General features: G+C 63.7%; 24 protein-coding genes. 10 read left to right on the top strand and 14 right to left on the bottom strand.

The window, feature by feature from the left end:
- Positions 1-7 precede the first annotated feature (7 nt).
- Positions 8-484 carry a peptide-methionine (R)-S-oxide reductase MsrB gene (gene msrB, locus ACZ5TH_RS10725; protein ID WP_464793895.1) on the top strand — a complete coding sequence of 159 codons (477 nt, stop codon included), beginning with the start codon at positions 8-10 and terminating at the stop codon, positions 482-484.
- Here msrB and ACZ5TH_RS10720 read toward each other — a convergent pair.
- The 9 genes from ACZ5TH_RS10720 to htpX form a co-directional block, all read right to left on the bottom strand.
- Positions 465-2,120: a hypothetical protein gene (locus tag ACZ5TH_RS10720; protein WP_464793894.1), complete on the bottom strand. Its 1,656-nt coding sequence runs from the start codon at positions 2,118-2,120 to the stop codon at positions 465-467. The genes msrB and ACZ5TH_RS10720 overlap by 20 nt on opposite strands.
- 151 nt (positions 2,121-2,271) lie before the next feature.
- The gene (locus tag ACZ5TH_RS10715) at positions 2,272-2,685 is read right to left on the bottom strand and encodes a GtrA family protein (protein WP_464793893.1); all 414 of its coding nucleotides are present in this window, start codon (positions 2,683-2,685) and stop codon (positions 2,272-2,274) included.
- 10 nt (positions 2,686-2,695) lie between these two features.
- Entirely contained in the window at positions 2,696-4,222 is a 1,527-nt protein-coding gene (locus ACZ5TH_RS10710) for an NAD(P)/FAD-dependent oxidoreductase (protein ID WP_464793892.1), read from the bottom strand.
- A 114-nt stretch (positions 4,223-4,336) separates the two neighbouring features.
- On the bottom strand, positions 4,337-5,926 hold the full coding sequence (purH, locus tag ACZ5TH_RS10705) for a bifunctional phosphoribosylaminoimidazolecarboxamide formyltransferase/IMP cyclohydrolase (protein ID WP_464793891.1): 1,590 nt from the start codon (positions 5,924-5,926) through the stop codon (positions 4,337-4,339).
- Between the two features lie 96 nt (positions 5,927-6,022).
- Complete coding sequence (locus ACZ5TH_RS10700) at positions 6,023-7,792, bottom strand: heparinase II/III family protein (RefSeq protein ID WP_464793890.1); 1,770 nt, start codon at positions 7,790-7,792, stop codon at positions 6,023-6,025.
- Positions 7,789-8,451 (bottom strand): ribulose-phosphate 3-epimerase, encoded by a 663-nt coding sequence (rpe, locus tag ACZ5TH_RS10695; protein WP_449474414.1) that lies wholly within the window; start codon positions 8,449-8,451, stop codon positions 7,789-7,791. Before rpe ends, ACZ5TH_RS10700 begins: the two co-directional genes overlap by 4 nt.
- A gap of 91 nt (positions 8,452-8,542) precedes the next feature.
- Positions 8,543-9,028 (bottom strand): diguanylate cyclase, encoded by a 486-nt coding sequence (locus tag ACZ5TH_RS10690; protein ID WP_464793889.1) that lies wholly within the window; start codon positions 9,026-9,028, stop codon positions 8,543-8,545.
- A gap of 53 nt (positions 9,029-9,081) precedes the next feature.
- Positions 9,082-10,368 carry an RsmB/NOP family class I SAM-dependent RNA methyltransferase gene (locus ACZ5TH_RS10685; protein ID WP_464793888.1) on the bottom strand — a complete coding sequence of 429 codons (1,287 nt, stop codon included), beginning with the start codon at positions 10,366-10,368 and terminating at the stop codon, positions 9,082-9,084.
- A gap of 156 nt (positions 10,369-10,524) precedes the next feature.
- Entirely contained in the window at positions 10,525-11,457 is a 933-nt protein-coding gene (htpX, locus tag ACZ5TH_RS10680; RefSeq protein WP_464793887.1) for a zinc metalloprotease HtpX, read from the bottom strand.
- A gap of 88 nt (positions 11,458-11,545) precedes the next feature.
- Between htpX and ACZ5TH_RS10675 the strand changes: the two genes are divergently transcribed.
- The 3 genes from ACZ5TH_RS10675 to ACZ5TH_RS10665 all read left to right on the top strand — a co-directional run bounded on the left by ACZ5TH_RS10675 (position 11,546) and on the right by ACZ5TH_RS10665 (position 13,329).
- The gene (locus ACZ5TH_RS10675; RefSeq protein WP_196224799.1) at positions 11,546-11,719 is read left to right on the top strand and encodes a DUF1674 domain-containing protein; all 174 of its coding nucleotides are present in this window, start codon (positions 11,546-11,548) and stop codon (positions 11,717-11,719) included.
- A gap of 195 nt (positions 11,720-11,914) precedes the next feature.
- Entirely contained in the window at positions 11,915-12,343 is a 429-nt protein-coding gene (locus ACZ5TH_RS10670) for a hypothetical protein (RefSeq protein WP_464793886.1), read from the top strand.
- An 86-nt stretch (positions 12,344-12,429) separates the two neighbouring features.
- Positions 12,430-13,329, top strand: coding sequence for a UTP--glucose-1-phosphate uridylyltransferase (locus tag ACZ5TH_RS10665; protein ID WP_449474409.1), 900 nt, complete (start codon positions 12,430-12,432; stop codon positions 13,327-13,329).
- Between the two features lie 315 nt (positions 13,330-13,644).
- Here the strand turns inward: ACZ5TH_RS10665 and ssb are convergent, their stop codons facing one another.
- The 4 genes from ssb to ACZ5TH_RS10645 all read right to left on the bottom strand — a co-directional run bounded on the left by ssb (position 13,645) and on the right by ACZ5TH_RS10645 (position 17,127).
- Positions 13,645-14,214, bottom strand: coding sequence for a single-stranded DNA-binding protein (gene ssb, locus ACZ5TH_RS10660; RefSeq protein ID WP_464793885.1), 570 nt, complete (start codon positions 14,212-14,214; stop codon positions 13,645-13,647).
- A gap of 49 nt (positions 14,215-14,263) precedes the next feature.
- Entirely contained in the window at positions 14,264-16,123 is a 1,860-nt protein-coding gene (gene feoB, locus ACZ5TH_RS10655; RefSeq protein WP_464793884.1) for a ferrous iron transporter B, read from the bottom strand.
- Entirely contained in the window at positions 16,120-16,374 is a 255-nt protein-coding gene (locus ACZ5TH_RS10650; protein WP_449474405.1) for a FeoA family protein, read from the bottom strand. Before ACZ5TH_RS10650 ends, feoB begins: the two co-directional genes overlap by 4 nt.
- An 87-nt stretch (positions 16,375-16,461) precedes the next feature.
- The gene (locus ACZ5TH_RS10645) at positions 16,462-17,127 is read right to left on the bottom strand and encodes a COQ9 family protein (protein WP_464793883.1); all 666 of its coding nucleotides are present in this window, start codon (positions 17,125-17,127) and stop codon (positions 16,462-16,464) included.
- A 153-nt stretch (positions 17,128-17,280) separates the two neighbouring features.
- Between ACZ5TH_RS10645 and ACZ5TH_RS10640 the strand changes: the two genes are divergently transcribed.
- The 6 genes from ACZ5TH_RS10640 to ribH all read left to right on the top strand — a co-directional run bounded on the left by ACZ5TH_RS10640 (position 17,281) and on the right by ribH (position 21,912).
- On the top strand, positions 17,281-17,961 hold the full coding sequence (locus ACZ5TH_RS10640; RefSeq protein ID WP_464793882.1) for an energy transducer TonB: 681 nt from the start codon (positions 17,281-17,283) through the stop codon (positions 17,959-17,961).
- Between the two features lie 8 nt (positions 17,962-17,969).
- Positions 17,970-18,482 (top strand): hypothetical protein, encoded by a 513-nt coding sequence (locus tag ACZ5TH_RS10635; RefSeq protein WP_464771469.1) that lies wholly within the window; start codon positions 17,970-17,972, stop codon positions 18,480-18,482.
- A gap of 38 nt (positions 18,483-18,520) precedes the next feature.
- Complete coding sequence (ribD, locus tag ACZ5TH_RS10630; protein ID WP_464795101.1) at positions 18,521-19,474, top strand: bifunctional diaminohydroxyphosphoribosylaminopyrimidine deaminase/5-amino-6-(5-phosphoribosylamino)uracil reductase RibD; 954 nt, start codon at positions 18,521-18,523, stop codon at positions 19,472-19,474.
- A 32-nt stretch (positions 19,475-19,506) separates the two neighbouring features.
- The gene (locus tag ACZ5TH_RS10625) at positions 19,507-20,118 is read left to right on the top strand and encodes a riboflavin synthase (RefSeq protein WP_464793881.1); all 612 of its coding nucleotides are present in this window, start codon (positions 19,507-19,509) and stop codon (positions 20,116-20,118) included.
- Positions 20,119-20,191: 73 nt separating this feature from the next.
- The gene (ribB, locus tag ACZ5TH_RS10620; RefSeq protein ID WP_460986949.1) at positions 20,192-21,475 is read left to right on the top strand and encodes a 3,4-dihydroxy-2-butanone-4-phosphate synthase; all 1,284 of its coding nucleotides are present in this window, start codon (positions 20,192-20,194) and stop codon (positions 21,473-21,475) included.
- A 14-nt stretch (positions 21,476-21,489) separates the two neighbouring features.
- A complete protein-coding gene (gene ribH / locus ACZ5TH_RS10615) occupies positions 21,490-21,912 on the top strand; it encodes a 6,7-dimethyl-8-ribityllumazine synthase (RefSeq protein ID WP_464793880.1) in 423 nt (140 codons plus the stop codon).
- A gap of 119 nt (positions 21,913-22,031) precedes the next feature.
- On the opposite strand, the gene ACZ5TH_RS10610 is transcribed toward ribH, so the two are convergent.
- Positions 22,032-23,114, bottom strand: coding sequence for an alkene reductase (locus ACZ5TH_RS10610; protein WP_464793879.1), 1,083 nt, complete (start codon positions 23,112-23,114; stop codon positions 22,032-22,034).
- Between the last annotated feature and the right edge of the window lie 41 nt (positions 23,115-23,155).

Below are 23,155 nucleotides of genomic sequence, written 5' to 3'. Positions count from 1 at the left end.
AGACGGGATGACACGGCGGGATATTCTCAAAAGTGGCGCCTGTGCGGTAGCCGCTCTCGCCTTCTGGCGATTGGGCATGGAAGAGGCTGCCGCCGCTTATCCCTTTACCCTGACCGATGCTGAATGGCGCAAGCGCCTCAGCCCGCTTGCCTATAATGTGCTGCGCAAGCAGGCCACCGAACATCCCTTCACCAGTCCGTTGAACAAGGAACATCGCGCGGGCACCTTCAAATGCGCGGGTTGCGACCAGGCACTGTTCAGTTCAAAGACCAAATTCGACAGCGGCACAGGCTGGCCTAGCTTCTGGGCGCCCTTGCCCCGTGCCACGGGCACATCGCGAGACCTATCCCTGCTTTATCCAAGGATCGAGGTTCATTGCGCCAGATGTGGCGGCCACCTGGGCCATGTTTTCGATGATGGACCGCCGCCCACCGGGAAACGTTATTGTATGAACGGCGTGGCGCTCAGTTTTTCGGCGGCATGATCCTGTAGACACGCAAGGACGTCATCCCCTGAAGCCTGACCGGCTTCAACCAGTCGGGATGTCCACCCTTGTCCAAAATCATTGCCAGGCTGCCCGGATGCTCCTGAGCATAATGTCTGAACTCATTTAGGCTGGGACAGGTCACTAGATAGTCTGGTCCCTTGCCATTATTCAAAGCCTTCAGAATAGCCCGCGCCTTAGCTGGCGGCGCGGTAAAGCCCTCGACCACCGCCGTGATCCCGGCCGCATTCCGGTGATGCGCCGTGCCGATGACGTCGTGGGGGGTGCGGATCAAAATGTCGGGACCTATATCCAGGGGCGCAAACAGCGTCGATCTGGGCAACTGCCGCAATGGGCTCAACGCCGCGGCAGTCCGGCATTCGCCTGCAGGCGTGGGCGATTTCTCCTCTTTCTCCGCGCCCGCCGTCGCTGCGATCCAGAGCGCGCACAAGGCCGCTGGTGTGAGCAAGGCGACCGCCGAGGACGCGAACACCCTCGGGATCGTCGCAGTTTTCTGCTGCGCACGGCGGAAGAGCCGTAACATCAACCAGGCGACCCCCGGCAACGCCAGTACATGGGCGACCGACATCGCCCGCATCACGAGCATGGCGACCAGTGTCGCCCCGGTCAGAAGAAGCGCCACAGCCAGCCAGCGATCCCGCGCCTTGGCCGTATCGGCAACTCGCGCCGCCATGATCGACCCGGCCAGTCCCGCGAGCGGAGGCAGCAGGATGAGCCCCATCATCGAACGGCCCTGTTCCCAGATCGGGCGGCCTTCCATGACATGCAAATACCAGAGTTTATAAGCGACGGGTCCCAGCGACTGGAAAGGATCGCCGGTCAGGCAAGACTTGCCAGTGATGATGAACAGCGCAGCGGCGGCCAATGCGCCCGTTCCTGCGGCGGCGAACCGTCCAGTCGCGGAAACGGGGGCGGCGATGCGGAAGACAATCGGCGTTACGATCGCAAAGGCGATCAATGGCCAGATATAGGCCGCTGAAAGGGCATCGCATTGCGCGTGCGCCAGCGGCGCCATGCCGCGCAGTACAGCCAGCAGCAGCAGCGCGGCACTGCCCAGAGTCAGCGCGTAGGCTACAAAACGGGGCGTCTCATCTCGATCTCGCCACTGCTGCAACGCCAATACAGCCGCGAACAGGGCGGCATAGGGCAGTCCTTCGCTCGAAATCTGTAGCCACACGGCCATGGCCGTCCCTGCGACCACGCCGCCGCGTGCAGGCCGCGTATCCATTGCACCGGCAAGAGCGATCGTCGCCATCAGGATCTGCCAGCCATGGTGATCGATTCGCAGCGGCCCGAACTGCACAAGGATGGTCGGCGTCGTCAGCATAAGCACCGGCGCCAGCATCGCCGCCGGTTTGCCCGCAATACGAACAACGGCAACATGCAGTGCCCATGCCAGCGCACCCAACGACAGCAGTGGAACGGTCGAGCAGGCGATCACTTCGGCCAGGTGGTTGCCCAGGATCGGCTGCAACAGCAGGATTATCGCCGCGATCGGCATATCGACGATCCGCGACCAATGCATGGGTCCGCCAAAGGGCGGGTTCACCCGATGCTGACTGACATCCAGAAAGGCCTGGCCGCCGAGCCAGTCGCGCACCTGCTGAAGGCGCATTGCGTCGTCCGGATCACGAAAGCCCAAAATGTCTAGTTGGTCGCGGGCCAGCCACAATAGAATGATGGCACAGCAAATCCAGGCAAGGATAAGCCAGCGGGCACTGGGGGTGCTTGTCCCCCCAATGTCCCGGGTAAATCCCGTGCGGATCTTAGCGAGCGGCGAAGACGCCATATTTCCGGATCGCATATACAGATAGAAAACTTGCGGGGATGGCGACCAGCTTCGCAAGCGCCGGGGTCATTCCGGCGGCTCCCAAAACGCTGATAAGGCCGGATGTCACGGCGATGCCGACCACCGCGCTGACGGCAAAGCCCAGACGCTGCCGGTTCGTCGGGCCGACAGCCGAAGGAAAAACGAAACGAACGCTGATCAACCAGTGCAACAGCAGGCCCGATGCATAGCCGATGGCTCCCGCCATCGTAGGCGGCACATCGAACCGCAGCAGCGTCAGGAACAGCAGCATGTCGCCGCAAAGCGCGCAAAGGCTCGCCAGCAAATAGCGGACTAAGGTGAAGCGGACGGTGAGGGCGCTGCTCAGATGGCCAAGGTTCATCAATGCCATGACTGCCGGTTTACGCGGCCTTCAGGCGGCCGGGCACCCGCCGCACGCTCCCCAGCGCCGCATTCTGCCCGATGGCTTCTTCGCCTTCCTCGCCAGCTTCATGATATTCGGCATCCTCGTTGACCGCCCAGATGTCGAACTGCCGCTCGCCAGCTTCGATGTTCCGCACCGTCAGCATGGCGGTCATCATCGCATGATCCTGATTATTATAGCGGTGCATGCCGTTACGGCCGACCAGATGCAGCGTCGGGTAGAGCTGCTCCAGTTCCGTCCGCATCTTCAGCACATTGGCGGCATAATCATCGTCATAGACGGGATAGGCCTTCTCCTGACGGACGACCGCTCCCCCGACCACATCGGCAGGATCGCACAGCCCCAGTATCGCCATTTCGCGCTTGGCGAGCTCGACCAGGGCATCGTCGTTCGATGACCAAAGGCCATCGCCCTCGAAGCAGAAATATTCAAGGCCGACGCAGGCGAGCGATGGATCTGGCACCATTTCCGGAGACCAGCTGCGGAAATTCTGGATGCGGCCGACCTGAACCTTCGAATCATGGATGTAGATCCAGTTGTCGGGAAACAGGTCCTCCGACTTGATCATCAGCGCCACGGTCAGGAAGTCGCGATATTTAAGCTCCATCGCATTGCCGAGCGTCGCGGGCAAAGGATGAATGCGGCCCGCCAGCTCACGCATCGGCGCGGAACTGATGACATGACGCGCCTTCAACAGCACCTCACCCTCGGGACCCTGAGCGACCATCTGCCACCGGCCGGTGCCTTGGTCGTGCGACAGCTGCTTGAGGCTGTGCGCCATCAGCACCTTGTTGCCGCCCTTGACGACGAAGTCCCGTGCGGCTTCCCACATCATGCCGGGGCCAAGGCGTGGATAGCGGAAGCTTTCGAGCAGGGTCTTGGTCGCCATGCCATCATTGGGCCGCTTGTTGAGACCCATCGAGCGTTTCAGCCCATCCTTTACCGCGCCCCAGAGCGAAAGGCCCTTGATCCGCTGCGCCGCCCAATCAGCCGACATCTCGTTGCAGGGCATGCCCCAGACCTTTTCGGTATAGGTTTTGAAGAAGATGGAGAACAGCTTGTGCCCGAACGCATTCACCGTCCAATCCTGAAAGGATCGGACATTGCGGTTCGGCCGCAGCCTGGCCTTCGCGAAACTCGCCATGCATAGCGTCGATCGCCACACGCCAAGGTTCCACAACGCTTCAAAGGCACGCAGCGGATAGCTGTAGAATTTGCCCTCATAATAGATGCGGCTCATCCGGGGGCGCTGGATGAAATCATTGGGCAGGATCTCATTCCAGAGATCGACCACCTCTTTCGACTTGGAAAAGAAGCGGTGGCCGCCAATGTCGAAGCGGAATCCGTTCAGTTCAACAGTCCGGCTGATCCCGCCGACATAGCGGGAGTCCTTCTCGATAACGGTGACCGAATAGCCCTTCTTGGTGAGCAAATAGGCCGCAGTCAGGCCTGCCGGACCCGCGCCGATGATGGCGACATCCACATTCTGGTCGATTTCCGGCATGCAATGCCCCCCGATAGGCTAACTTCTATCATCGGAATTGGCGGAAATCATCTAAGGAATGGTTAATGATCAGGTAAGCATGGCGGGGCAGGTGAACCGCCCCGCCAGCCTGTCTTAGTGGCGGAAGTGCCGCATGCCGGTGAAGACCATCGCGAGGCCCGCTTCGTCCGCCGCCGCGATGACTTCCTCGTCACGGATCGATCCGCCCGGCTGGATCACTGCCGTCGCGCCAGCTTCGACCGCCGTCAGTAGGCCATCGGCGAAGGGGAAGAAGGCGTCGGACGCGACCGCCGACCCGATGGTGCGGGCTTCGCTCCACCCCGCCTTTTCAGCAGCGTCCTTCGCCTTCCACGCCGCGATGCGGGCGGATTCGAGACGGTTCATCTGCCCCGCGCCGATGCCTGCGGTGCTGTTGCCCTTGGCATAGACGATGGCGTTCGACTTCACATGCTTGGCTATGGTCCAGGCGAACAGGCAGTCATTCAGCTCCTGATCGGTTGGCGCGCGCTTGGTCACGACCTTCAACTGATCGCGGGTGATGTGGCCATTGTCGCGGCTCTGCACCAGCATGCCACCGGCAATGCTCTTCATCATCAGCCCGGTGCGGGCAGGATCGGGCAGTTCGCCCGTCAGCAGCAGGCGGAGGTTCTTCTTTTTGGCGAAGATCGCCTTGGCGTCCTCGTCAGCGTCGGGCGCGGCGACGACTTCGGTAAAGATGCCGCTGATCGCTTCGGCGGTCGGGCCGTCGAGCGGGCGGTTGACGGCGATGATACCGCCAAAGGCCGAGACGCTGTCGCATGCGAGGGCGGCTTCATAGGCTTCGATCAGCGTATTGCCAGTAGCGACGCCGCAGGGATTGGCGTGCTTGACGATCACCACCGTTGGCGGGCCATCGCGGAACTCGCTGACCAGCTCCAGCGCGGCGTCGGCGTCGTTGTAATTATTGTAGCTCAGCTCCTTGCCCTGAATCTGCTTCGCCTGCGCGATGCCGTTGGTCGAAGGGCCGACGGGCAGATAGAGCGCGGCCGACTGGTGCGGATTCTCGCCATAGCGCAGGGTCGAACCCAGCTTGCTCGACACGGCCAGCGTCTCGGGGAAATCGACGCCCTGATCGGCAAAGGCGAACCAGCTGGCGATCATCGAGTCATAGGCGGCGGTGGCGGCATAGGCCTTGGCGGCAAGCATCCGGCGGAAGTCATAGCTGGTCGCGCCGCCCTTTTCCGTCATCTCCGCGATCAGACGGGCATAGTCGGCCGGATCGGTGACAATGGCGACACTCTCATGGTTCTTCGCGGCGGAGCGAACCATCGAGGGGCCGCCAATATCGATATTCTCGATGATCTCCTCGCGCTCTGCCCCCTTCGCGACCGTGGCGGCGAAGGGGTAGAGGTTGACGACGACAAGATCGATGGCGCCGATTTCATGTTCCTGCATGGAGGCGACATGGTCGGGATTGTTGCGCACGGCGAGCAGGCCGCCATGAACCTTGGGGTGCAGCGTCTTGACGCGGCCGTCCATCATTTCCGGGAAGCCGGTGAGGTCCGAAATATCCTTCACGTCCAGCCCGGCATCGCGCAGAGCCTTGGCCGTGCCGCCGGTGGACACCAGTTCGACGCCATGTTTGCCCAGCGCCTGACCCAGTTCGATGAGGCCGGACTTGTCCGATACGGAAAGGAGGGCGCGTTTGATGGTGACGTCTGACATGATGCTTCCTGCTGTTCGAAGTGCCGCTCAGGCTTGCCGCAGCCCTCTAGTCCTGCCGGGGCGATGCGGCAAGGACAGGATTCGGGGCAAGGGGGCTTAGCTCATCCGCTTGAAGAGCCAGCCGATGGTCGATCCGCCGGGCAGTGCTTCGGCGGTGATGACCAACTGGCGGGTCTCATGCGGGCGGCCTTCTCCATCCACCCAGAGGCTTTCCTCTATGGCGAGCTTCCCGGCATTGGCGCGGAACTGCCAGATAGGCCCCATCTCGATGCGCAACAACGCGCCCATGCCGTCGGCTGTGGCGGTCGGTTCTACTCCGGGCGCCAAGTGAAAGCGTAGCTCGGCGGGCAGCTTCACCGGCCGACGGCGGCGCGCGGCGGGCGTCAGCATGTCTTCGCCCCGGATTTCGCGGCCATCGATGCTGACGAGCAGCAGGCGGCGATGGACATAGCCCATGCGCCGCACATAGCCGTCATGGCTGATCTCTATTCGGCTGCCGCTTTCCTGTTCCTGCCGGTGAAATTCGACTTCGGTGACGCCGCGTCCCAGCGTGCCGTCGGGAAGCAGGGCGGTGGAATTGCTATTGTTCAGCACCAGTGTGCTGTGCGCCGCCGTGGTGCGCAGGCCCTGTGCGAGGCCGCCGGGCATCCATGCGCCCTCAAGCGCCGCGCCGCCGCAATTGACGATCAGCCGCTGCGGCCCGTCGCTGATCTCGATCGCGGTGGTGGAGGCGCATCCCGCCTCGGCCAGTCGGGCGACCGGTGGCGGCGCAGCATCGATCTGAACGATGGTCGAGCCCGCGACGAGCCGCTGATAGCCCCAGTCGCTCGCTTGTCGCAGCGGACGCGCACGCACGCGGCTCGCCCGGATCACGGCTTCTATGATGGCGGGGTCGATGGCGCCCGTGCCCTGCCAACTGCCAAGCCCGCCATCGCCATGGGTAAGGCTTAGCAGCGCGGGAACCATTCGCCCCTGCGCTTCGGCGAGGAAAGGCGGCACCTGTTCGCGGCGAACATCATAAACCGCCCGCACCATTGCCAGCAGCATGATGGCGTCCAATTGGTCACTGGGCGAGCGCGAGACAATGCCGCCATCGCCATGAACCGTGTTTTCGATCGCGCGCTTGAGACCCGCCTCACCGAAAATCTTCCGGGCAGCGCCGCCCGGCAGCAGCATCGAAGCCGCGACGATCCCGCCCCAGGCCACCAGACGAGGCAGGCCAAGCGGCGCCTTGTCCGCGCCGCGATCCAGATGCCGCGCCGTCCGTGCTATGCAGTTCAGCACCAGCGAGCGATAGACCAGATCGCTGGACGACAGGATAAGCGGCGCATGGGCCGACCAGAAAAGCAGCCGCCAACCGGCATTGTCGGCGCGCCATGCCGGTTCGCTCGGCGTTTCGGCATGCGCCTCCAGCCATTTGCGCAGCACGGCTTCGGCAATAGGCGCGCCCTGTTCGCGGGTAGCGGCCGACGACAGGTCGCGCAGCCAGGCAAAGCTGTGCAGATAATCGGCAAAGGCGGGAATGACGCTCAGTCGGTCGAATTCCAGCGTGTTAATCGGCTGCTTCAGCCCACGTAACAGGAAATAACCGGCGCGGATCGCCTGGCCAGCCTTCGCATCACCCGCAATCTCATCATCGGGCACCGCGAGCAGCTTGAGCGGATATTTCCCCTTGAGCCGCCGTCCGTGGATCGGCGTCTTCCAGCTCATCAGGTAAAAGCGGTTGGCGACCCGTTGAGCCAGCGACAGGCCCTTGTCATCCGCGACGCGGATGAGGCGCTTGCCCTGTTCGATTCCGTTTTCGGCTGGTTCTGATTCCGCCGTATCCGCAAGCGATGGGCTGGGGATGCGCCGCTTGTCGCTCACCCGCCCTTGAGCTTCCGGATATTGTCGGCATAGGCGGAAGGCCCGCCACGGAAGGTTGCGGTGCCAGCGACCAGCACGTCTGCGCCCGCTTCGATCGCGCGCGGGGCAGTGGCGAAATCGATGCCGCCATCGACCTGCAGGCGAATGTCACGCCCGCTCTTGTCGATCATCTTGCGGATCGCCTCGATCTTGCGCAGCTGATTTTCGATGAAGCTTTGCCCGCCGAAACCGGGATTGACGCTCATCACCAGGATCAGGTCGATATCATCGATCAGATAATCGAGCATCTTGGCCGGGGTGCCGGGGTTCAACACTACGCCCGCCTGCACGCCCAGCGACTTGATATACTGGATGGAGCGGTGAATGTGCGGCCCGGCTTCCGGGTGGACGGTCAGGATATCGGCACCTGCCTGAGCGAAGGCGTCGAGATACTGGTCCACCGGAGAGATCATCAGGTGAACGTCGAACGGCTTCTTGCTGTGCGGGCGCAGGGCCTTCACCACGGCCGGGCCGATCGTGATGTTGGGTACGAAATGGCCGTCCATCACGTCGATATGGACCCAGTCGCAACCCGCCTCGTCAATCGCGCGGACCTCCTCGCCCAGGCGGGCGAAGTCGGCGGAGAGGATGGAGGGCGAGATAAGGATAGGGCTGGTCATCAACAGTCGGCTCTAGCCGCGCCTTGGGTCAAGGGCAACGGCGCAGTTCGACCTTATCCACAGGCTTTTTCGGCGCTCGTTGGCGCGGGATTCAGGGCAGGTTGAAAATAGTGGGATTAAGGCCGCGTGACGCCACCGATCCGCGCGGCAAAAACTGCTTCACGCCGTGGAGCGCGACGACATGCGCGCCCTCCAATATCGGGGCGGCGATGAGGCGCATGGTGCATTCGCCGCCGTCGAGCGGCCGTATATCGACGTCCACGGTGAAGCCGCGGCGATGGCGAATGGCATAGGCGCGTAGCTGCTCCATCGCCTCGCGAGAGTCGGGTTGGTAGAGCGATGTGGCGAGCGGGCGCTGAACCGTCATGCCCCGTTCCAGGCCAAACAGATCATAGACGCCGCCTGTCCAACACAGGCTGTCGTCGTCAAGATTGCAGTGCCATAGGCCAATGCCCCGCTCCGCCAGCGCCTGATCATCGCGCGCGGTATGATCGTCGAGCGACACCGAGGCGAGATGCTGGTGCAGGTCGTAGAGCGGCCAGCTATGGTTCAGGGCAAGGGGCTCGGTCGGGCGCAAGCGATGCCTTTCAGACGTTGCCAGATCTCAGTTCTTACAGGGTTGATCTTAATTCATTGTGGCGCGCGGGCAAGCCGGGCAACGAAAAATCCGTCCGTTCCGCCTTGGTCGGCCAGCGTCTCGGGCAGGGTGCGCAGCCAACCGTCCGGACGGGCGGGGAGGCCCTGCGGCAATTCGGCCACGTTCGCGCTCTGAATGCTGAAATCGGGATGGGCGTGAAGGAAGGTTTCCAACTGATCTTCGCCTTCCGCTCGTTCCAGGGAGCAAGTGGCGTAGATCAGGGTGCCACCGGGCCTTAGCCATTGGGCCGCGCGGCTCAGCAACTCCGTCTGCAACTCGGCAAGTTCGGCGATCTGGCGGCCCCCAATGCGATGCAGCACGTCGGGATGGCGGCGATAGATGCCGGTGGCGGTGCAGGGGGCATCGAGCAGGATGGCGTCGGCGGGGGTGGCGGGCTCCCACTGGCGCAGATCGGCTTGAACGATCGTGGCGGAAAGGCCGGTGCGCGACAGGTTTTCGCTCAGCCGTTCCAGCCGCTTCTTCGACTGGTCGATGGCCGTCACCTGCCACCCTGCGGCGGCGAGTTGCATCGTCTTGCCACCGGGCGCCGCGCAGAGGTCCAGCACCGTGCGGCCCTCGCCCTGGCCAAGAAGGCGCGCGGGGCAGGAGGCGGCGATGTCCTGCACCCACCATGCGCCTTCGGTGAAGCCGGGAAGCTCCGTCACCGGTCCGTGATCGGGCAGGCGGACATGGCCGGGCGCAAAACTTTCGCCGCCAAGCTTTTCGGCCCAGCTCGCGGTTTCTGCCGGGTCGCGCAGGGTGACATCGACAGGCGGGCGCACGGCATAGGCGCGCGCGGCGGCAGCGGGCATGTCACTGCCCCACTGGCTTTCCCAGCGCGCCACGACTTCGTCCGGCAATGTGGGTGGATCGGGGAGGGTGGGTGTGGCGCGCGTGACAGTGCCGAAGACGCCATGGACCAGCTTGCGCGGGCCGCCATCGACGAGAGGCAGCGCGGTCGCAATGGCGGCATGGGGCGCAGTGCCGAGCGCCAGCACCTGAATGAGGGCGATGCGCAGGACCATGCGCGCCTTGGCATCCGGGGGCAGCGGCTGGCGGGTAGCGCCGTCGATCAGCGCGTCGAGATCGGGCAGGTGGCGCAGTGTCTCGGCGGCGATGGCATGAACGAGCGCCCGGTCGGGAGCGGGCAGGCCCTGTGCTGCGCCTTGCAGCGCCAACTCCAGCGGATCGCCCCGGCGCAGGACGGCGTCGAGCAGGCGCAAGGCGGCGCGGCGGGCGGGGAGGCCGGGAATATCTGTGGGTTGGGAAGGACGAGGCATGGCGATCACCTTACGCCAGTTTCGGCAAGAAAGTCATGACCCTTCCGCACCCTCGCTCACAACATTCGTCATCCCAGCGCAGGCTGGGATCTCAGGCCTTGATGCAGAGCGGCACGAGATGCCAGCTTTCGCCGGCATGACGGCAGAAGGCGGATCTCAGTCCCGGCCCAAAGGATCAAGCGCACTTGACCGCCGACGCGCTGGCGCCGCTACCGGGCTCAACGCCGAGGCCCGCGCCACGGCAGCCACTGGCATTCCCATGTCTCCCGCCATTTCCTCCAGCGCCGCGATGCGCTTTTCGGTCGCCGGGTGGGTGGAGAAGAGTTCGCTCACATGAACAGGGACGATGTAGAGCTGGGCGGCGGCGGGATTGCGCTCGGCCACATGGTTCGGGATCATCCCCGCCTTGCCGGAAATCTTGGCGAGTGCGGATGCGAGCGCGCGGGGATTGCCGCTGATCTGCGCTCCGGCGGCGTCGGCGCCATATTCGCGCGTGCGACTGATCGCCATCTGCACGATCATCGCGGCGAAGGGCGCGACGATGACCGCCATCAGCGTGGCGAGGATGTTGCCATGGTCATTCTCCTCATTGCCGCCACGGAAGAAGAGGCCGAAATTGGCGAGCATCGAAATGGCGCCCGCGATCGTCGCGACCATGGTCATGATCAGCGTGTCGCGATTCTTCACATGGGCGAGTTCATGCGCCATCACGCCCGCTACCTCCTCGCGGTTCAGCATCGAGAGAAGGCCAGTCGTCGCGGCGACGGCGGCATGTTCGGGATTGCGGCCAGTGGCAAAGGCGTTGGGATGAGGCTGGTCGATCAGATAGACGCGCGGCATGGGAAGACTCGCCCGCTGGGCAAGATCGCGCACCAGCCCATAATATTCGGGCGCGCTCTGCGCATCCACCTCACGCGCATTGTGCATCGACAGCACGATCTTGTCGGCGTTCCAGAAGGTGAAGAGGTTCATGCCCGCCGCCACCAACAGCGCGATCATCGCGCCGCCGCTGCCGCCCAGCGTATAGCCCAGCGCCATGAACAGCGCCGTCATTGCCGACAACAGCATCACCGTCTTGAAACCGCTCACTTGTCTTCCACTCCTTTGCAGCCCAGATAGCGGGTCATGCATGAATATGGGGTTGCCTACGCGGCGCCACAATCGAAAGGCTTTGGACATGGGAACATATAACGGCAAGCGTCCCGCGCATGTGAAGCCGCCCGCTCATCTGTCGAAGAGCCCGCCGGTGCCTGCGCCCGACCCGATCGACCACCCCTCGCGCCACGAGGAAGAATTGAGCCCCGTCCGCTACGGCGACTGGGAACGCAAGGGAATCGCTATCGATTTTTGAATGTCAGCAATTGCCCTTCGATCGGTTCATCGCTGATTATGCACGTCTTCCGCTGGCCTGTGCCCTCGCTGCGAGCGGCGCGGCGCGTTCCTCTAGCCTTTGCCATCCGCTTCCGTGCAGGATTCAGCGGGGCAAAGGAAGAAAACAAGCCGGGGGTGGGTCGTGAATCATATAGCCGAGATAAAGGTGAGGGCGGTGTCTGAATATGCGCCGGAAGATGCGGCGCTGCTTTGTGCCGTGGGTCGTCTGGTCTGTGGCTGGACGATGCTGGAACAGAGTCTGGAGGCGAAAATCGCCATGATGCGGGAAGCGATGGGTGACGTACGAACTGTCGGCACCCGGATGCGCCCCGGCATGGCGAAACTGATGACCGAGCTTCGGACGATGGTGGCGATGCGCGACAAGCGCAACGCCAGCGCGCTCAAGGAGATTTCGGATATCGAGCGACACATGCAGAGGATCGATCGCTTCCGATCGCTCATCATTGGCGGCTTTCAGCAGCCCGCGCCTGGCGGCTTTACGTGCCGCGACGCGCGGAACAATCATACGCATGTCTCGCTTGATCATCTCGATGCGGAGATATCTTCGCTCGAAACGGTGGCGCAGCGCCTGCTGGCCGTCTGACCGGGCGAGGTAATCCTCCCGCTATGCTTGACCTTTGACGCGTGGAGGGCGAAGCCTGTCCGCGCGTCTAGCGAGAATGGAGTACCATGCCCTACAAGCCTATCCGCAAAGCCGTGTTTCCTGTCGCAGGCCTCGGCACGCGCTTCCTGCCTGCCACCAAATCGGTGCCCAAGGAACTGTTGCCGGTCGTTGACCGTCCACTGATCCAATATGCCGTTGATGAGGCGCGCGAAGCGGGCATCGAACAGATGATCTTCGTGACCGGGCGCGGCAAAGGCGCGATCGAGGATTATTTCGACATCGCCTATGAAAGCGAAGCCACCCAGCGCGAGCGCGGCAAGGATCTGTCGGCGCTCGACGGCACGCGCCTTGCGCCCGGCAACGCGGTGTTCCTGCGTCAACAGGAACCGCTGGGCCTGGGCCATGCAGTCTGGTGCGCGCGCGACATCGTCGGGGACGAACCCTTCGCTATCCTGTTGCCCGACGAATTCATGAAGGGCGCGCCGGGACGGGGCTGCCTCAAGCAGATGGTCGATGCTTATAATCAGGTGGGCGGCAACCTGGTCTGCGCGCTTGAAGTGCCGATGGCCGATACGCCGAGCTATGGCGTGATCGATCCGGGCCAGCGCGATGGCGCGCTGACCGAGGTCAAGGGGCTGGTGGAAAAACCTGCGCCCGGCACCGCGCCCTCCAACCTTATTCTGCCGGGCCGCTACATCCTGCAACCTGAGGTCATGAAGATTCTCGCGACCCAGGAAAAGGGCGCGGGCGGCGAGATCCAGCTGACGGACGCCATGGCATCGATGATCGGGCAGCAGCCCTTCCACGGCGTGACCTTCGATGGACGCCGCTTCGATTGCGGGTCAAAGGCCGGCTATATCGAAGCGAACTTGGCGCTGGCTTTGGAGCGCGAAGATCTGGGCGAGCATATTCGCAAGTTCGCACTGGCGGAATTGGGCGCAACGACGATCGCTGCTGCTGCCTGAGAGTATTTCACTAAGAGAGTTGGTCCGGTGCTGCCGGGCCACCTTTTTTGTTTGGTACGGAGGGAGCCGTTCCTACCGCAGACCTCTCTATCATCTCCCCTCCCGCAAGCGGGAGGGGTCGGGGGTGGGCCAGCGCAACATCAGCCTTGTTTTAGGAGGGGTTATCGCGAGAGCTTGCCAAGCTCGCGCCCACCCCTAACCTCTCCTGCTTGCGGGAGGAGAATGTCTCCGGGCCGACCCTCCAAATATCCATCATCGACATGAAAAAGGCGGCCCTTCGCAGAGCCGCCTTTCTCATCCTTTCAGCGCGAAGCCTCAGAACGGCACTTCGTCGTCCAGATCATTGTCGAAATTCGGCCCGCCAGCGCCGCCCCGGGCACCACCGGACGAGCGCCCGCCGCTGCCGCCGCCAAAGCCGCCACCGCTGCCGCCGCCACCGCCGAAATCATCATAATCGCCGCCAAAGCCGCCCGAGCTGGCGCCCCAATCACTGCCGCCGCCCTGCGAGCGACCACCGCCCTGGCCACCACCAGGCGCGCCGTCGAGCATGGTCAGCACCGCGCCCGGCCCCTGCAAAACCACTTCGGTGGTGTAGCGGTCGTTACCCGACTGGTCCTGCCACTTACGCGTGCGCAGCTGGCCCTCGACATAGACCTTCGATCCTTTGCGCAGGAACCGCTCGGCGACGCCCGCCAGACCTTCGGAAAAGATCGAGACGCTATGCCATTCTGTGCGCTCCTTGCGCTCGCCGGAATTGCGGTCCTTCCAGCTTTCGGAAGTGGCGATGCGAAGATTGCACACCTTGCCGCCATTCTGGAAGCTCTTCACTTCCGGGTCAGCGCCCAGATTGCCTACCAGAATGACCTTGTTGACCGAACCCGCCATATTTCCTCCGATACTTTGGAGGTTCTTATAGTCGGCTGGCCTGCGGACGCTACCCTAAACCGAGGGCTGTTGCTGTCCAGTAAGTGACTCCCGCCGCGACATAAGCGAGCGCGAAAAGATAGCCGATCATGAAGAGCGGCCATTTCCAACCGTTGGTTTCCCGCTTCGTCACGGCGATCGTCGAGATGCATTGCGGCGCGAACACGAACCAGGCGAGGAAGGCGAGGGCGGTCGGCAGCGGCCAATTATCCTTCAGCCGATCGCCCAGGCTCCGTTCCAGCTTGGTCTCATCTTGATCCGCATCGAGCGAATAGACGGTCGCGAGCGCCGACACTGCTACCTCGCGCGCGGCCATCGCCGGAATCAGCGCGAGGGAAATGTCGCGGTTAAAGCCGATCGGTTCCAGCACGACGTTGAGCCCGTTGGCGATCCGTCCGGCGACCGAATAATTGACCTGGCTGACGCTGCTGTTCTCCGGCGTCTTGGGAAAGCTGAGCAGCACCCACAGGATCACGGTCGATGTGAAGATGATCGTGCCTGCGCGCTTTAGGAAGATCACCGCGCGCTGCCATAGGCCGAGCAATATGTCCTGCGGGCGCGGCCACTGATATTTGGGCATTTCCATCAGGAAGCTGCCGCTTGCGCCCTTGGTGACGGTAGCGCGCAGGATCAGCGCTACCAGCATCGCGCCGACGATCCCGGCGATGTAGAGGCAGAACAGCACGAGTCCCTGAAGGCCGATGCCCAGCCCCACGTTGCGCGCCGGGATGAAGGCGCCGATGATCACCGCATAGACCGGCAAGCGCGCCGAGCAGGTCATGAGCGGCGCGATCAATATGGTCGTCAGCCGGTCCTTCGGATCGGCGATGGTGCGCGTGGCCATGATGCCCGGCACGGCGCAGGCGAAGGAGGAAAGCAGCGGGATGAATGCGCGGCCCGACAGGCCGACACGGGCCATCAGGCCGTCCATCAGGAATGCCGCGCGGACCATATAGCCGGTCGCTTCCAGCATCAGGATGAAGAAGAAGAGGATGAGGATCTGCGGCAGGAAGACGACCACCGATCCGACGCCGTTGATGACGCCATCGACCAGGAAGGATCGTAGCAGGCCATCGGGCAACGCGTTGGTGATGATCTTGCTTGCCGTTTCGGCCAGCCCCTCGATCATGGCGATCGGCGCTGCCGACCAGGCATAGACCGCCTGGAACATGATGAAGAGCAGCCCGAGCAGCAGCAGCAGACCTGCAACGGGGTGGAGCGCAACCCGGTCGACCGCAGCGGTCAGGCGGCGCGAGGGCGTTTCGCGAACCACCGCCGCGCGTGCGATCCTGCGCGCCTCGCTGCGCAGGGCATCGAAGTCGAGAGGCGCGGCGGTAGGCCGGACCTTGGCACTGCCGTCGAACAGCGCGTCCAGTTCGGTGCGAAGATGGTCGAGCCCGCGTTTCCGAACCGCAACGGTCGAAATGACCGGCACACCCAGCTCGCGCGAGAGGATATTTGCGTCCAGTTCCAGCCCGTCGCGGGTGGCAAGGTCCACCATGTTGAGCGCCACGACCGTCGGCAGGCCAAGGGCGATCAACTCGAGCGCGAACCGCAGGTGATTGTCGAGGTTCGAGGCATCGACCACCACCACCAGCGCGTCCGGCAGCCGCTCACCATGTCGCTTGCCGAGGACCACGTCGCGGGTCACCTGCTCATCGGGGCTGGTGGGATTGAGGCTGTATGTTCCGGGCAGGTCGACCAGTTCAAGCGGGCGACCATCGGACAGCGACAGCCTGCCTGCCTTGCGTTCCACCGTGACGCCGGGATAGTTGCCCAGCTTCTGCCGCGCGCCGGTCAGGGCGTTGAATAGGGCGCTCTTGCCGGCATTGGGATTGCCGACCAGCGCGACCAGTGGCAGGCCACTCATGCCGCCTCCGCCGTACCCGTGCGGACGGTAATCGCGGCCGCATGATTGCGGCGCATCGCAATGGTCATGCGCCCGACCTTGCAGGCGATCGGACCCCGGCCGAGCAAACCGCCATGATGCAGCGCTTCGACGCTGGCGCCTTCGCACAGACCGAATTCACGCAAACGCTGGCCGTCCGATGCGGAAAGCGCGTCCCAGTCGATCAGGTCCACATAGGCTGGCTGGCGCAACGGCAGTTCGGACAGGCGCAAGGAAGTAATACTCGCTGAGATCACCTGCGAGTGACTATCAATATAGATAGGAAAAGGCCAGCCGGAATCGCGGCCTTTCGCGGGCAGTCAGATTGCGGGGTAGCGGAGCCTGCCGATGAAGCGAGCAAGGCTCAGCCGCTCGCCGCCGCCTATGCCTTTCCACCTCGCCTTGGCTCGTTCGAAGCGCATCACGCCTTCGATGCGCCGATCGAGGAAGGCGCGGCTATCCGCCCAATCTTCGCTTTCATCGTCCACGAACACCAGCAGCGTTGCGGCATAGACGGCCGCGAGCGTGAGGCGCTTGCTATAGTGATTGAGGTCGGTCGCGCTGTCGCCGGCCGCGCGCCACATCACATCGGCCGATCGCCAGCCCAGGCGGGCTGCGCGGACGCTGTTCTGTGGCAGGGCCATGATAGCGAGCGCGCGGCGCAAGGCTTCCCGGTCGCGCGCCAGCAGCGTCAGCCGTGCCGTGACCAGCGCGATGATACGCTGGCGAATCGACATGGTGACGAGCTTCTCTGGCGTCAGCGCCTCCAGCATGCGCGTGTCGATGCTGGCGAACCAGGCATCGATCATGTCCATCGCCCCCGCCGAAAAGGCAAGATGCGCGATGTCGGCATCCACGCGGCCTTCCGATGCAGCCATGGTGACCGCTTCGGCGTGCCAGCCGTCAAATGCGGCATGGCGAGGCAGGATCGGAGCGAGAAACGCCCGCACTTCGTCGAGGGTCGGGTCTTCAGGCAAGGTCGTCATGCCCCTTATGGTAGGGCGCGGCACGCCTGCACACAAGCGCAGGACTTCGATCAAAACATGATGTTGCAACATATCATGAGATATGATGTAACATCATGTCTGTGACGGGCAGAAGCTCGCGAGGATTCTAGGATGGAGGATGCGATGGCAGTAATGGCAATGCATGCAACTGGCGGCGGGACGCGGCCTGGCTATAGTGGCGGGGGCGGATCGCCCGTCGCGATCGGAGCGACCATCGCCGTCCACGCGCTGGTCGTGGGCGCTTTCATCCTTATACCCAAGGAAGTGATCGCCCCCTATGTGCCGCAGGTCCTGATCGGCAACCAGATTCCGCTCGACCCGCCGCCTCCACCCGAAGCGCAGCCCCAGCCGCCCGAGAGCAGGCTGCCGGTGCGGCCGACGACCGACCCGATCCCGACAAATCCCGATGATCTGGTGAAGCTGCCTGACAGCGAAACGGGGCCAATCGTGCCCGCCGGTGGCACTGGTACTGACACGGGCGGGGGTGTCACCCTCCCGCCGATTGAACCAGTATACGAGCCTCGGCTCGTCGAACCCGGTATCGACCCGCGCGCCATGTCGGCGTTCCAGCCCGACTATCCCGGATCGATGGTCCGCCAGGGGATGGAAGGCTCCGTCACCGTCCGCGTCAGCATCGGCGCAGATGGCAAGGTGACAGCCATCGAACGGCTCTCCGCCACGGACGAGGCCTTCTGGATCGCGACCCAGCGGCACGTCATGCGCAAATGGCGCTTCCGCCCCGCGACTCGGGATGGCGTGGCCGTGCCCGGCACCAAGGTGCTGACCGTCCATTTCAAGCTGACCGACCGTTGAATGCCGCCATGCCGGATGCAAGGCCCGGCTTTGCATCCGGCGCCGCCATCTCCTATATAGCGGCGATGGCGATCTTCCCCCGTCCGGTCTCTCCCAGAAGCGCTCTAGGCGATATGTGGAGCTATTTTCGCGAGAATCGGCCGCATAAATGGCCGCTGCTCGGGCTGTCGATGGCGATTACCTGGGTGATCATGTGGGTGTTCATGGTCGACGCGAACACCAACACGATGCCGACCCGCAACAAGATCATCTACGTCCAGAGCTGGGACGCGAGCCGGTCGGACGCGGCGATCATCCTGCAACAGAAGATCGACCTCGCAAAGAGTGAGGCTGCCTTGCAGAAGCGGCAGAAGCAGATGCAGGGATGGGCCGACTCATTCGGCATCGACTGGCGCACTGAAGAAGCCCGCAACAGCGCCCGGCGCAAGGAAGCGTTGAAGCAGATCAATGCCCAGCTCGATTCACGGCTGGCCAAGGCGGAAGCGGCGGAAAAGGCCGCGCCCCAGACCAGTCAGAATTGAATTTCCCTATGGCCGACCCTGCCGACGACCGCCGTTTCATGGCAGCGGCGATCGCCCTGTCCGAACGCGGGCGGGGTCTGTCCACCCCCAACCCCAATGTCGGATGCCTGATCGTCCGCGACGGCGCCGTGGTCGGCCGTGGCTGGACACAGAAGGGCGGCCGACCCCATGCCGAGGCGCAGGCGCTGGACGGGGCGCAGGATCAGGCGCGCGGCGCGACCGCTTATGTGACGCTGGAGCCCTGCTTCCACCTGTCTGCTCGTGGGCCGCGCTGTGCCGACCTGATGGCGCGAGCAGGCGTCGCGCGGGTGGTGATCGCGCTGCGTGACCCCGATCCGCGCACCGATGGGCAAGGCGCAGGACATCTGCGCGCGCGGGGCATAGAGGTCGAAATGGGCCTGATGGCGCATGAAGCTGCCGCAGCCATGCGTGGCTTCGTGCTGCGGCAGACGCTGGGCCGCCCCGCCGTCACCCTGAAGCTTGGCCTGTCGCTCGACGGCTGCATCGCGCTCAAGGACGGGTCGAGCCGCTGGATCACCGGCGCGGCGGCGCGCGCCCATGCGCATCTGGAGCGGGCGCGGCATGACGCCATCCTGGTCGGCGGCGGCACATTGCGCGCCGACGCTCCGCGCCTCGATGTCCGGCTACCGGGACTGGAGGATCGCTCGCCCCGCCGCCTGCTGCTGACTCGCGGCCGGGCGCTCAAGGGGTGGGAAGCCATTGCGCAGCCGGAGGATATCGCTGCGCTCGATCATGTCGACCATCTGATGGTTGAGGGCGGCGCGGCGGCGGCGGCGGCCTTCCTGCGCGCCGATCTGGTCGATCGCCTTCTACTATACCGCGCGCCGATCATCATGGGCGACGGCCTTGCGGGGATCGGCGACATCGGCCTGTCGGACCTCGCTCAAGCGCACCAGCGCTGGACCCTGACCGACGGACGCCAGCTGGGCGAGGACCGGCTGGAGGTTTACGAACGGCGGCGCGGCGCTTAGGAGCGTCACGGAACCAGCAGGATCGCATACCCATGTTCACCGGCATCATCACCGACATCGGCACCATTCGCTCCGCCGAGCAGCGCGGAGACCTGCGCCTCGTCATCGGCACCGCCTATGACATGGAAGGCGTTGCGATCGGCGCTTCGATCGCCTGCTCGGGTGCGTGCCTGACCGTGGTCGAAAAGGGCGCGGACTGGTTCGCCGTCGACCTGTCCGCCGAAACGATGGAGCGAACCGCGCCCGGCCTGTGGAAGCAGGGCGGCAGGCTGAACCTTGAACGCGCGCTCAAGGTGGGCGATGAACTGGGCGGGCATATCGTGACCGGCCATGTCGATGGCGTGGGCACATTGGTGTCGATCACGCCGGAAGGGGATTCCACCCGGCTGGTGATCGCCGCTCCCTCCGCGCTGGCGTCAGCGCTTGCCGCAAAAGGATCTATCACGGTCGATGGCATCTCTCTGACCGTGAACAGCGTTGATGATCAGCCGGACGGGTCCGTTCAGTTCGGTCTGAACATCATTCCGCATACGGCTGCGGCTACCACGCTGGACGATCTGGCGACTGGCCGGACGTTCAATCTGGAGATTGACGTACTGGCCCGTTATCTCGACCGGATGCAGAGCCTTCGCGGCGCGATGTGATTGGCGCTTGAAATAATCACATCATAATGTGATAACTGTGTCCCGAGGCCGATCTGGTCAAGGAGTCGCAGTCATGTCTTCCGCGCTTATCGATACCGTCCGTACTCTGGTCAACGAAGGCGGCATGTCCCGGTCGGGCCTCGCGCGCGCTGCGGGTCTTCATGCCAATTCACTGCGGAAGCTGGGCGAAACGGACTGGAACCCGACCGCCGAAACGCTGGGCAAGCTCGAAAATTATCTGGCGCGGCGCGAGGGCGGCACTGCGCTTGCCTCCCCGGAAGAAATCATCAACGAAGCGCGCAACGGCCGCATGTTCATCCTGGTCGATGATGAAGACCGCGAAAATGAAGGCGATCTGGTGATCCCGGCGCAGATGGCGACACCCGATGCGATCAACTTCATGGCGACGCATGGCCGGGGCCTCATCTGTCTCGCGATGACCAAGGATCGGATCGATCATCTGGGCATCGACCTTATGAGCCGCAACAACGGCACGCGGCATGAAACTGCCTTCACCGTGTCGATCGAGGCGCGCGAGGGCGTAACCACCGGCATCAGCGCCGCCGACCGCGCGCGCACCATTTCGGTGGCGATCGACGGCTCCAAGGGCCGCGATGACATCGTGACGCCGGGCCACGTCTTCCCCCTCGTCGCCAAGGATGGCGGCGTGCTCGTGCGCACCGGCCATACCGAGGCGGCTGTCGATGTGGCGCGTCTCGCCGGGCTCAACCCGTCGGGCGTGATCTGCGAAGTGATGAAAGACGATGGCACCATGGCGCGCCTCGACGACCTCATCCCTTTCGCGCAGAAGCACAAGATGAAGATCGGCACGATCCGCGACCTCATCGCCTATCGCCGCCGTCATGACCATATGGTCGAACGCCGCGCCGAAACGGTCTTCAACAGCAAGTGGGGCGGCGATTGGAAGGCGATCAGCTTCTATAACAAGGCGACGCAAAGCGAACAGCTGGTGCTGCAAAAGGGCCATGTGTCGCCCGACGAACCGACGCTGGTGCGCGTGCATCAGCTTTCGCTGCTCGACGATGTCTACGGCGCCAGCGGCCCCCGCTGCGAAATCCTGCGCAAGTCGATGGAGATCATCGCCAAGGAAGGCGCGGGCCTCATCGTCGTCCTGACCAGCAATTCGCCGGCCGATTTCCTGACCCGTATCCTGCGCCATCATGCTGGCCAGCCTGGCAGCGGCATGGACGAATTGCGCGACTATGGCGTAGGGGCGCAAATCCTCGCTGAACTCGGTGTGCACGACATGATCCTGCTCACCAATTCCAGCCACAGCCTGATCGCGCTTGACGGCTATGACCTTGCCGTGGTTGGGCATCGACCCGTGGAGCTATAAAAAGGATATCGGCCGTGGCGAAATTCCTGATCGTTGAAGCCCGCTTCTACGAACATCTCAATGACCTTCTGATCGAAGGCGCGGTGGCCGCGCTGGAGGCGGAAGGGCATAAATATGAAGTGGTGACGGTGCCCGGCGCGCTGGAAATCCCCGGCGCGGTGGCGCTGGCGGCGGAGTCCGGGCGCTATGACGGCTTCGTAGCGATCGGCGTGGTGATCCGCGGCGAAACCTATCATTTCGAGGTGGTGTCGAACGAGAGCGCACGTGGGCTGATGGCGCTCAGCATGGACGGCATTCCCATCGGCAATGGCATTCTGACGGTCGAGAATGAGGCGCAGGCGCTGACCCGCGCCAAGCCGGATGAGAAGGACAAGGGCGGCGAAGCGGCCAAGGCCGCGATCGCCATGCTGAGCCTGCGCGAGAAATTCGGCGCCTAGGCGCTTCTCGCTCTACATGGGCACCGCCTCTTAATCCGTTCGCCCTGAGCTTGTCGAAGGGCTTCACTTCTTTTTTGGAGAAAGGGCCGACCCTCGGAGCGGCCCTTTCTCCATAAGGCTCAGCCCGCCTTGGCGAGAACCGGATAATCCACATAGCCCTCGCTTCCCTGCGTGTAGAGCGTATCGGTACTCAAGGGGTTCAGCGGAGCCCCTAGCGACAGGCGATCCGGCAGGTCCGGATTGGCTATGAACGGACGGCCAAAGCTGATCGCCTGGGCAAGGCCGCTGTCCAGATCCTCCTGCGCCCGACCCGCGTCATAATCGCTGTTCAGCACGAGCGGGCCGCTGAAATGGCGGCGGACGAGCGGTGACTGGCGCGGGACGTCGCTAGCGCCTCGGCTGCCGTCCGGACGCAGCTCGCGCATTTCCAGAAAGGCGATGCCGATCGGGTCCAGCGCCTTGGCGATGGCGATGGCAAGGCTGGCGGGATCGCTGTCGTCCGTGCCCTGCGACGCGCCATTGATCGAAATCCGCACCGCCGTCCGGTCGGCGCCGATGGCATCGGCGACAGCTTGCGTGATCTCGCGTAGCAGCCGGACGCGGTTTTCGGGGCTGCCGCCATAGACGTCCTGCCGCTGGTTGACGCCGTCGCGAAGGAATTCGTCGAGCAGATAGCCGTTGGCGGCGTGAACCTGAACGCCGTCAAATCCGGCTTCGCGGGCATTGCGCGCGGCCGTGACATAAGTGGCGATCAGGGCCGGGATTTCCTCTGCGTCCAAAGCGCGGGGCTGTTCATAAGGCTTGTTGCCTTCATAGCTATGGGCGTGACCGGGCGCGGCGATCGGGCTGGAAGACACGGGCTGCTCGCCGCTGACGCTCGAATGGACGAGGCGACCCATGTGCCAAAGCTGCGCGAAGATGCGTCCGCCTGCTTCATGCACGGCCTGGGTGATCGGCTTCCATGCCTCCACCTGCTCAGTCGACCAGATGCCCGGTGCGAAGGGCCAGCCAAGTCCCTGACGGGACACGCCGGTCCCTTCGCTGATGATCAGGCCGGCCGAGGCGCGCTGGCGATAATAGTCGGCCATGATCGGCGTCGGCACATGATCGCGGCTGGCGCGGGCGCGGGTGAGCGGCGCCATCAATATGCGATTGCGGGCCTTGATGGCGCCCAACTGAACAGGATCGAAGAGGCTGGTCATGAAAATCCCCTTATCACGGTTGCAATTTGCAACGCATAAGC

It is taken from the genome of Sphingobium sp. TomTYG73, from assembly GCF_055394245.1.
The sequence above is the reverse complement of the archived record's forward strand: the minus strand, read 5'-3'. Positions and strand labels throughout refer to the sequence as shown.

What these genes read in the sequence shown, in the direction of transcription:
- ACZ5TH_RS10645 (WP_464793883.1), bottom strand. Translation starts at nt 17,127, where the DNA reads ATGACGACCTTGCCTGAAGACCCGACCCTCGACGAAGTGCGGGCGTTT.
- ACZ5TH_RS10610 (WP_464793879.1), bottom strand. Translation starts at nt 23,114, where the DNA reads ATGACCAGCCTCTTCGATCCTGTTCAGTTGGGCGCCATCAAGGCCCGC.
- ACZ5TH_RS10720 (WP_464793894.1), bottom strand. Translation starts at nt 2,120, where the DNA reads ATGCGCCTTCAGCAGGTGCGCGACTGGCTCGGCGGCCAGGCCTTTCTG.
- msrB (WP_464793895.1), top strand. Translation starts at nt 8, where the DNA reads ATGACACGGCGGGATATTCTCAAAAGTGGCGCCTGTGCGGTAGCCGCT.
- ACZ5TH_RS10675 (WP_196224799.1), top strand. Translation starts at nt 11,546, where the DNA reads ATGGGAACATATAACGGCAAGCGTCCCGCGCATGTGAAGCCGCCCGCT.
- ACZ5TH_RS10665 (WP_449474409.1), top strand. Translation starts at nt 12,430, where the DNA reads ATGCCCTACAAGCCTATCCGCAAAGCCGTGTTTCCTGTCGCAGGCCTC.
- ssb (WP_464793885.1), bottom strand. Translation starts at nt 14,214, where the DNA reads ATGGCGGGTTCGGTCAACAAGGTCATTCTGGTAGGCAATCTGGGCGCT.
- ACZ5TH_RS10625 (WP_464793881.1), top strand. Translation starts at nt 19,507, where the DNA reads ATGTTCACCGGCATCATCACCGACATCGGCACCATTCGCTCCGCCGAG.
- purH (WP_464793891.1), bottom strand. Translation starts at nt 5,926, where the DNA reads ATGTCAGACGTCACCATCAAACGCGCCCTCCTTTCCGTATCGGACAAG.
- ACZ5TH_RS10710 (WP_464793892.1), bottom strand. Translation starts at nt 4,222, where the DNA reads ATGCCGGAAATCGACCAGAATGTGGATGTCGCCATCATCGGCGCGGGT.
- ACZ5TH_RS10715 (WP_464793893.1), bottom strand. Translation starts at nt 2,685, where the DNA reads ATGGCATTGATGAACCTTGGCCATCTGAGCAGCGCCCTCACCGTCCGC.
- feoB (WP_464793884.1), bottom strand. Translation starts at nt 16,123, where the DNA reads ATGAGTGGCCTGCCACTGGTCGCGCTGGTCGGCAATCCCAATGCCGGC.
- ACZ5TH_RS10640 (WP_464793882.1), top strand. Translation starts at nt 17,281, where the DNA reads ATGGCAATGCATGCAACTGGCGGCGGGACGCGGCCTGGCTATAGTGGC.
- ribB (WP_460986949.1), top strand. Translation starts at nt 20,192, where the DNA reads ATGTCTTCCGCGCTTATCGATACCGTCCGTACTCTGGTCAACGAAGGC.
- ACZ5TH_RS10635 (WP_464771469.1), top strand. Translation starts at nt 17,970, where the DNA reads ATGCCGGATGCAAGGCCCGGCTTTGCATCCGGCGCCGCCATCTCCTAT.
- rpe (WP_449474414.1), bottom strand. Translation starts at nt 8,451, where the DNA reads ATGACCAGCCCTATCCTTATCTCGCCCTCCATCCTCTCCGCCGACTTC.
- ribD (WP_464795101.1), top strand. Translation starts at nt 18,521, where the DNA reads ATGGCAGCGGCGATCGCCCTGTCCGAACGCGGGCGGGGTCTGTCCACC.
- ACZ5TH_RS10685 (WP_464793888.1), bottom strand. Translation starts at nt 10,368, where the DNA reads ATGCCTCGTCCTTCCCAACCCACAGATATTCCCGGCCTCCCCGCCCGC.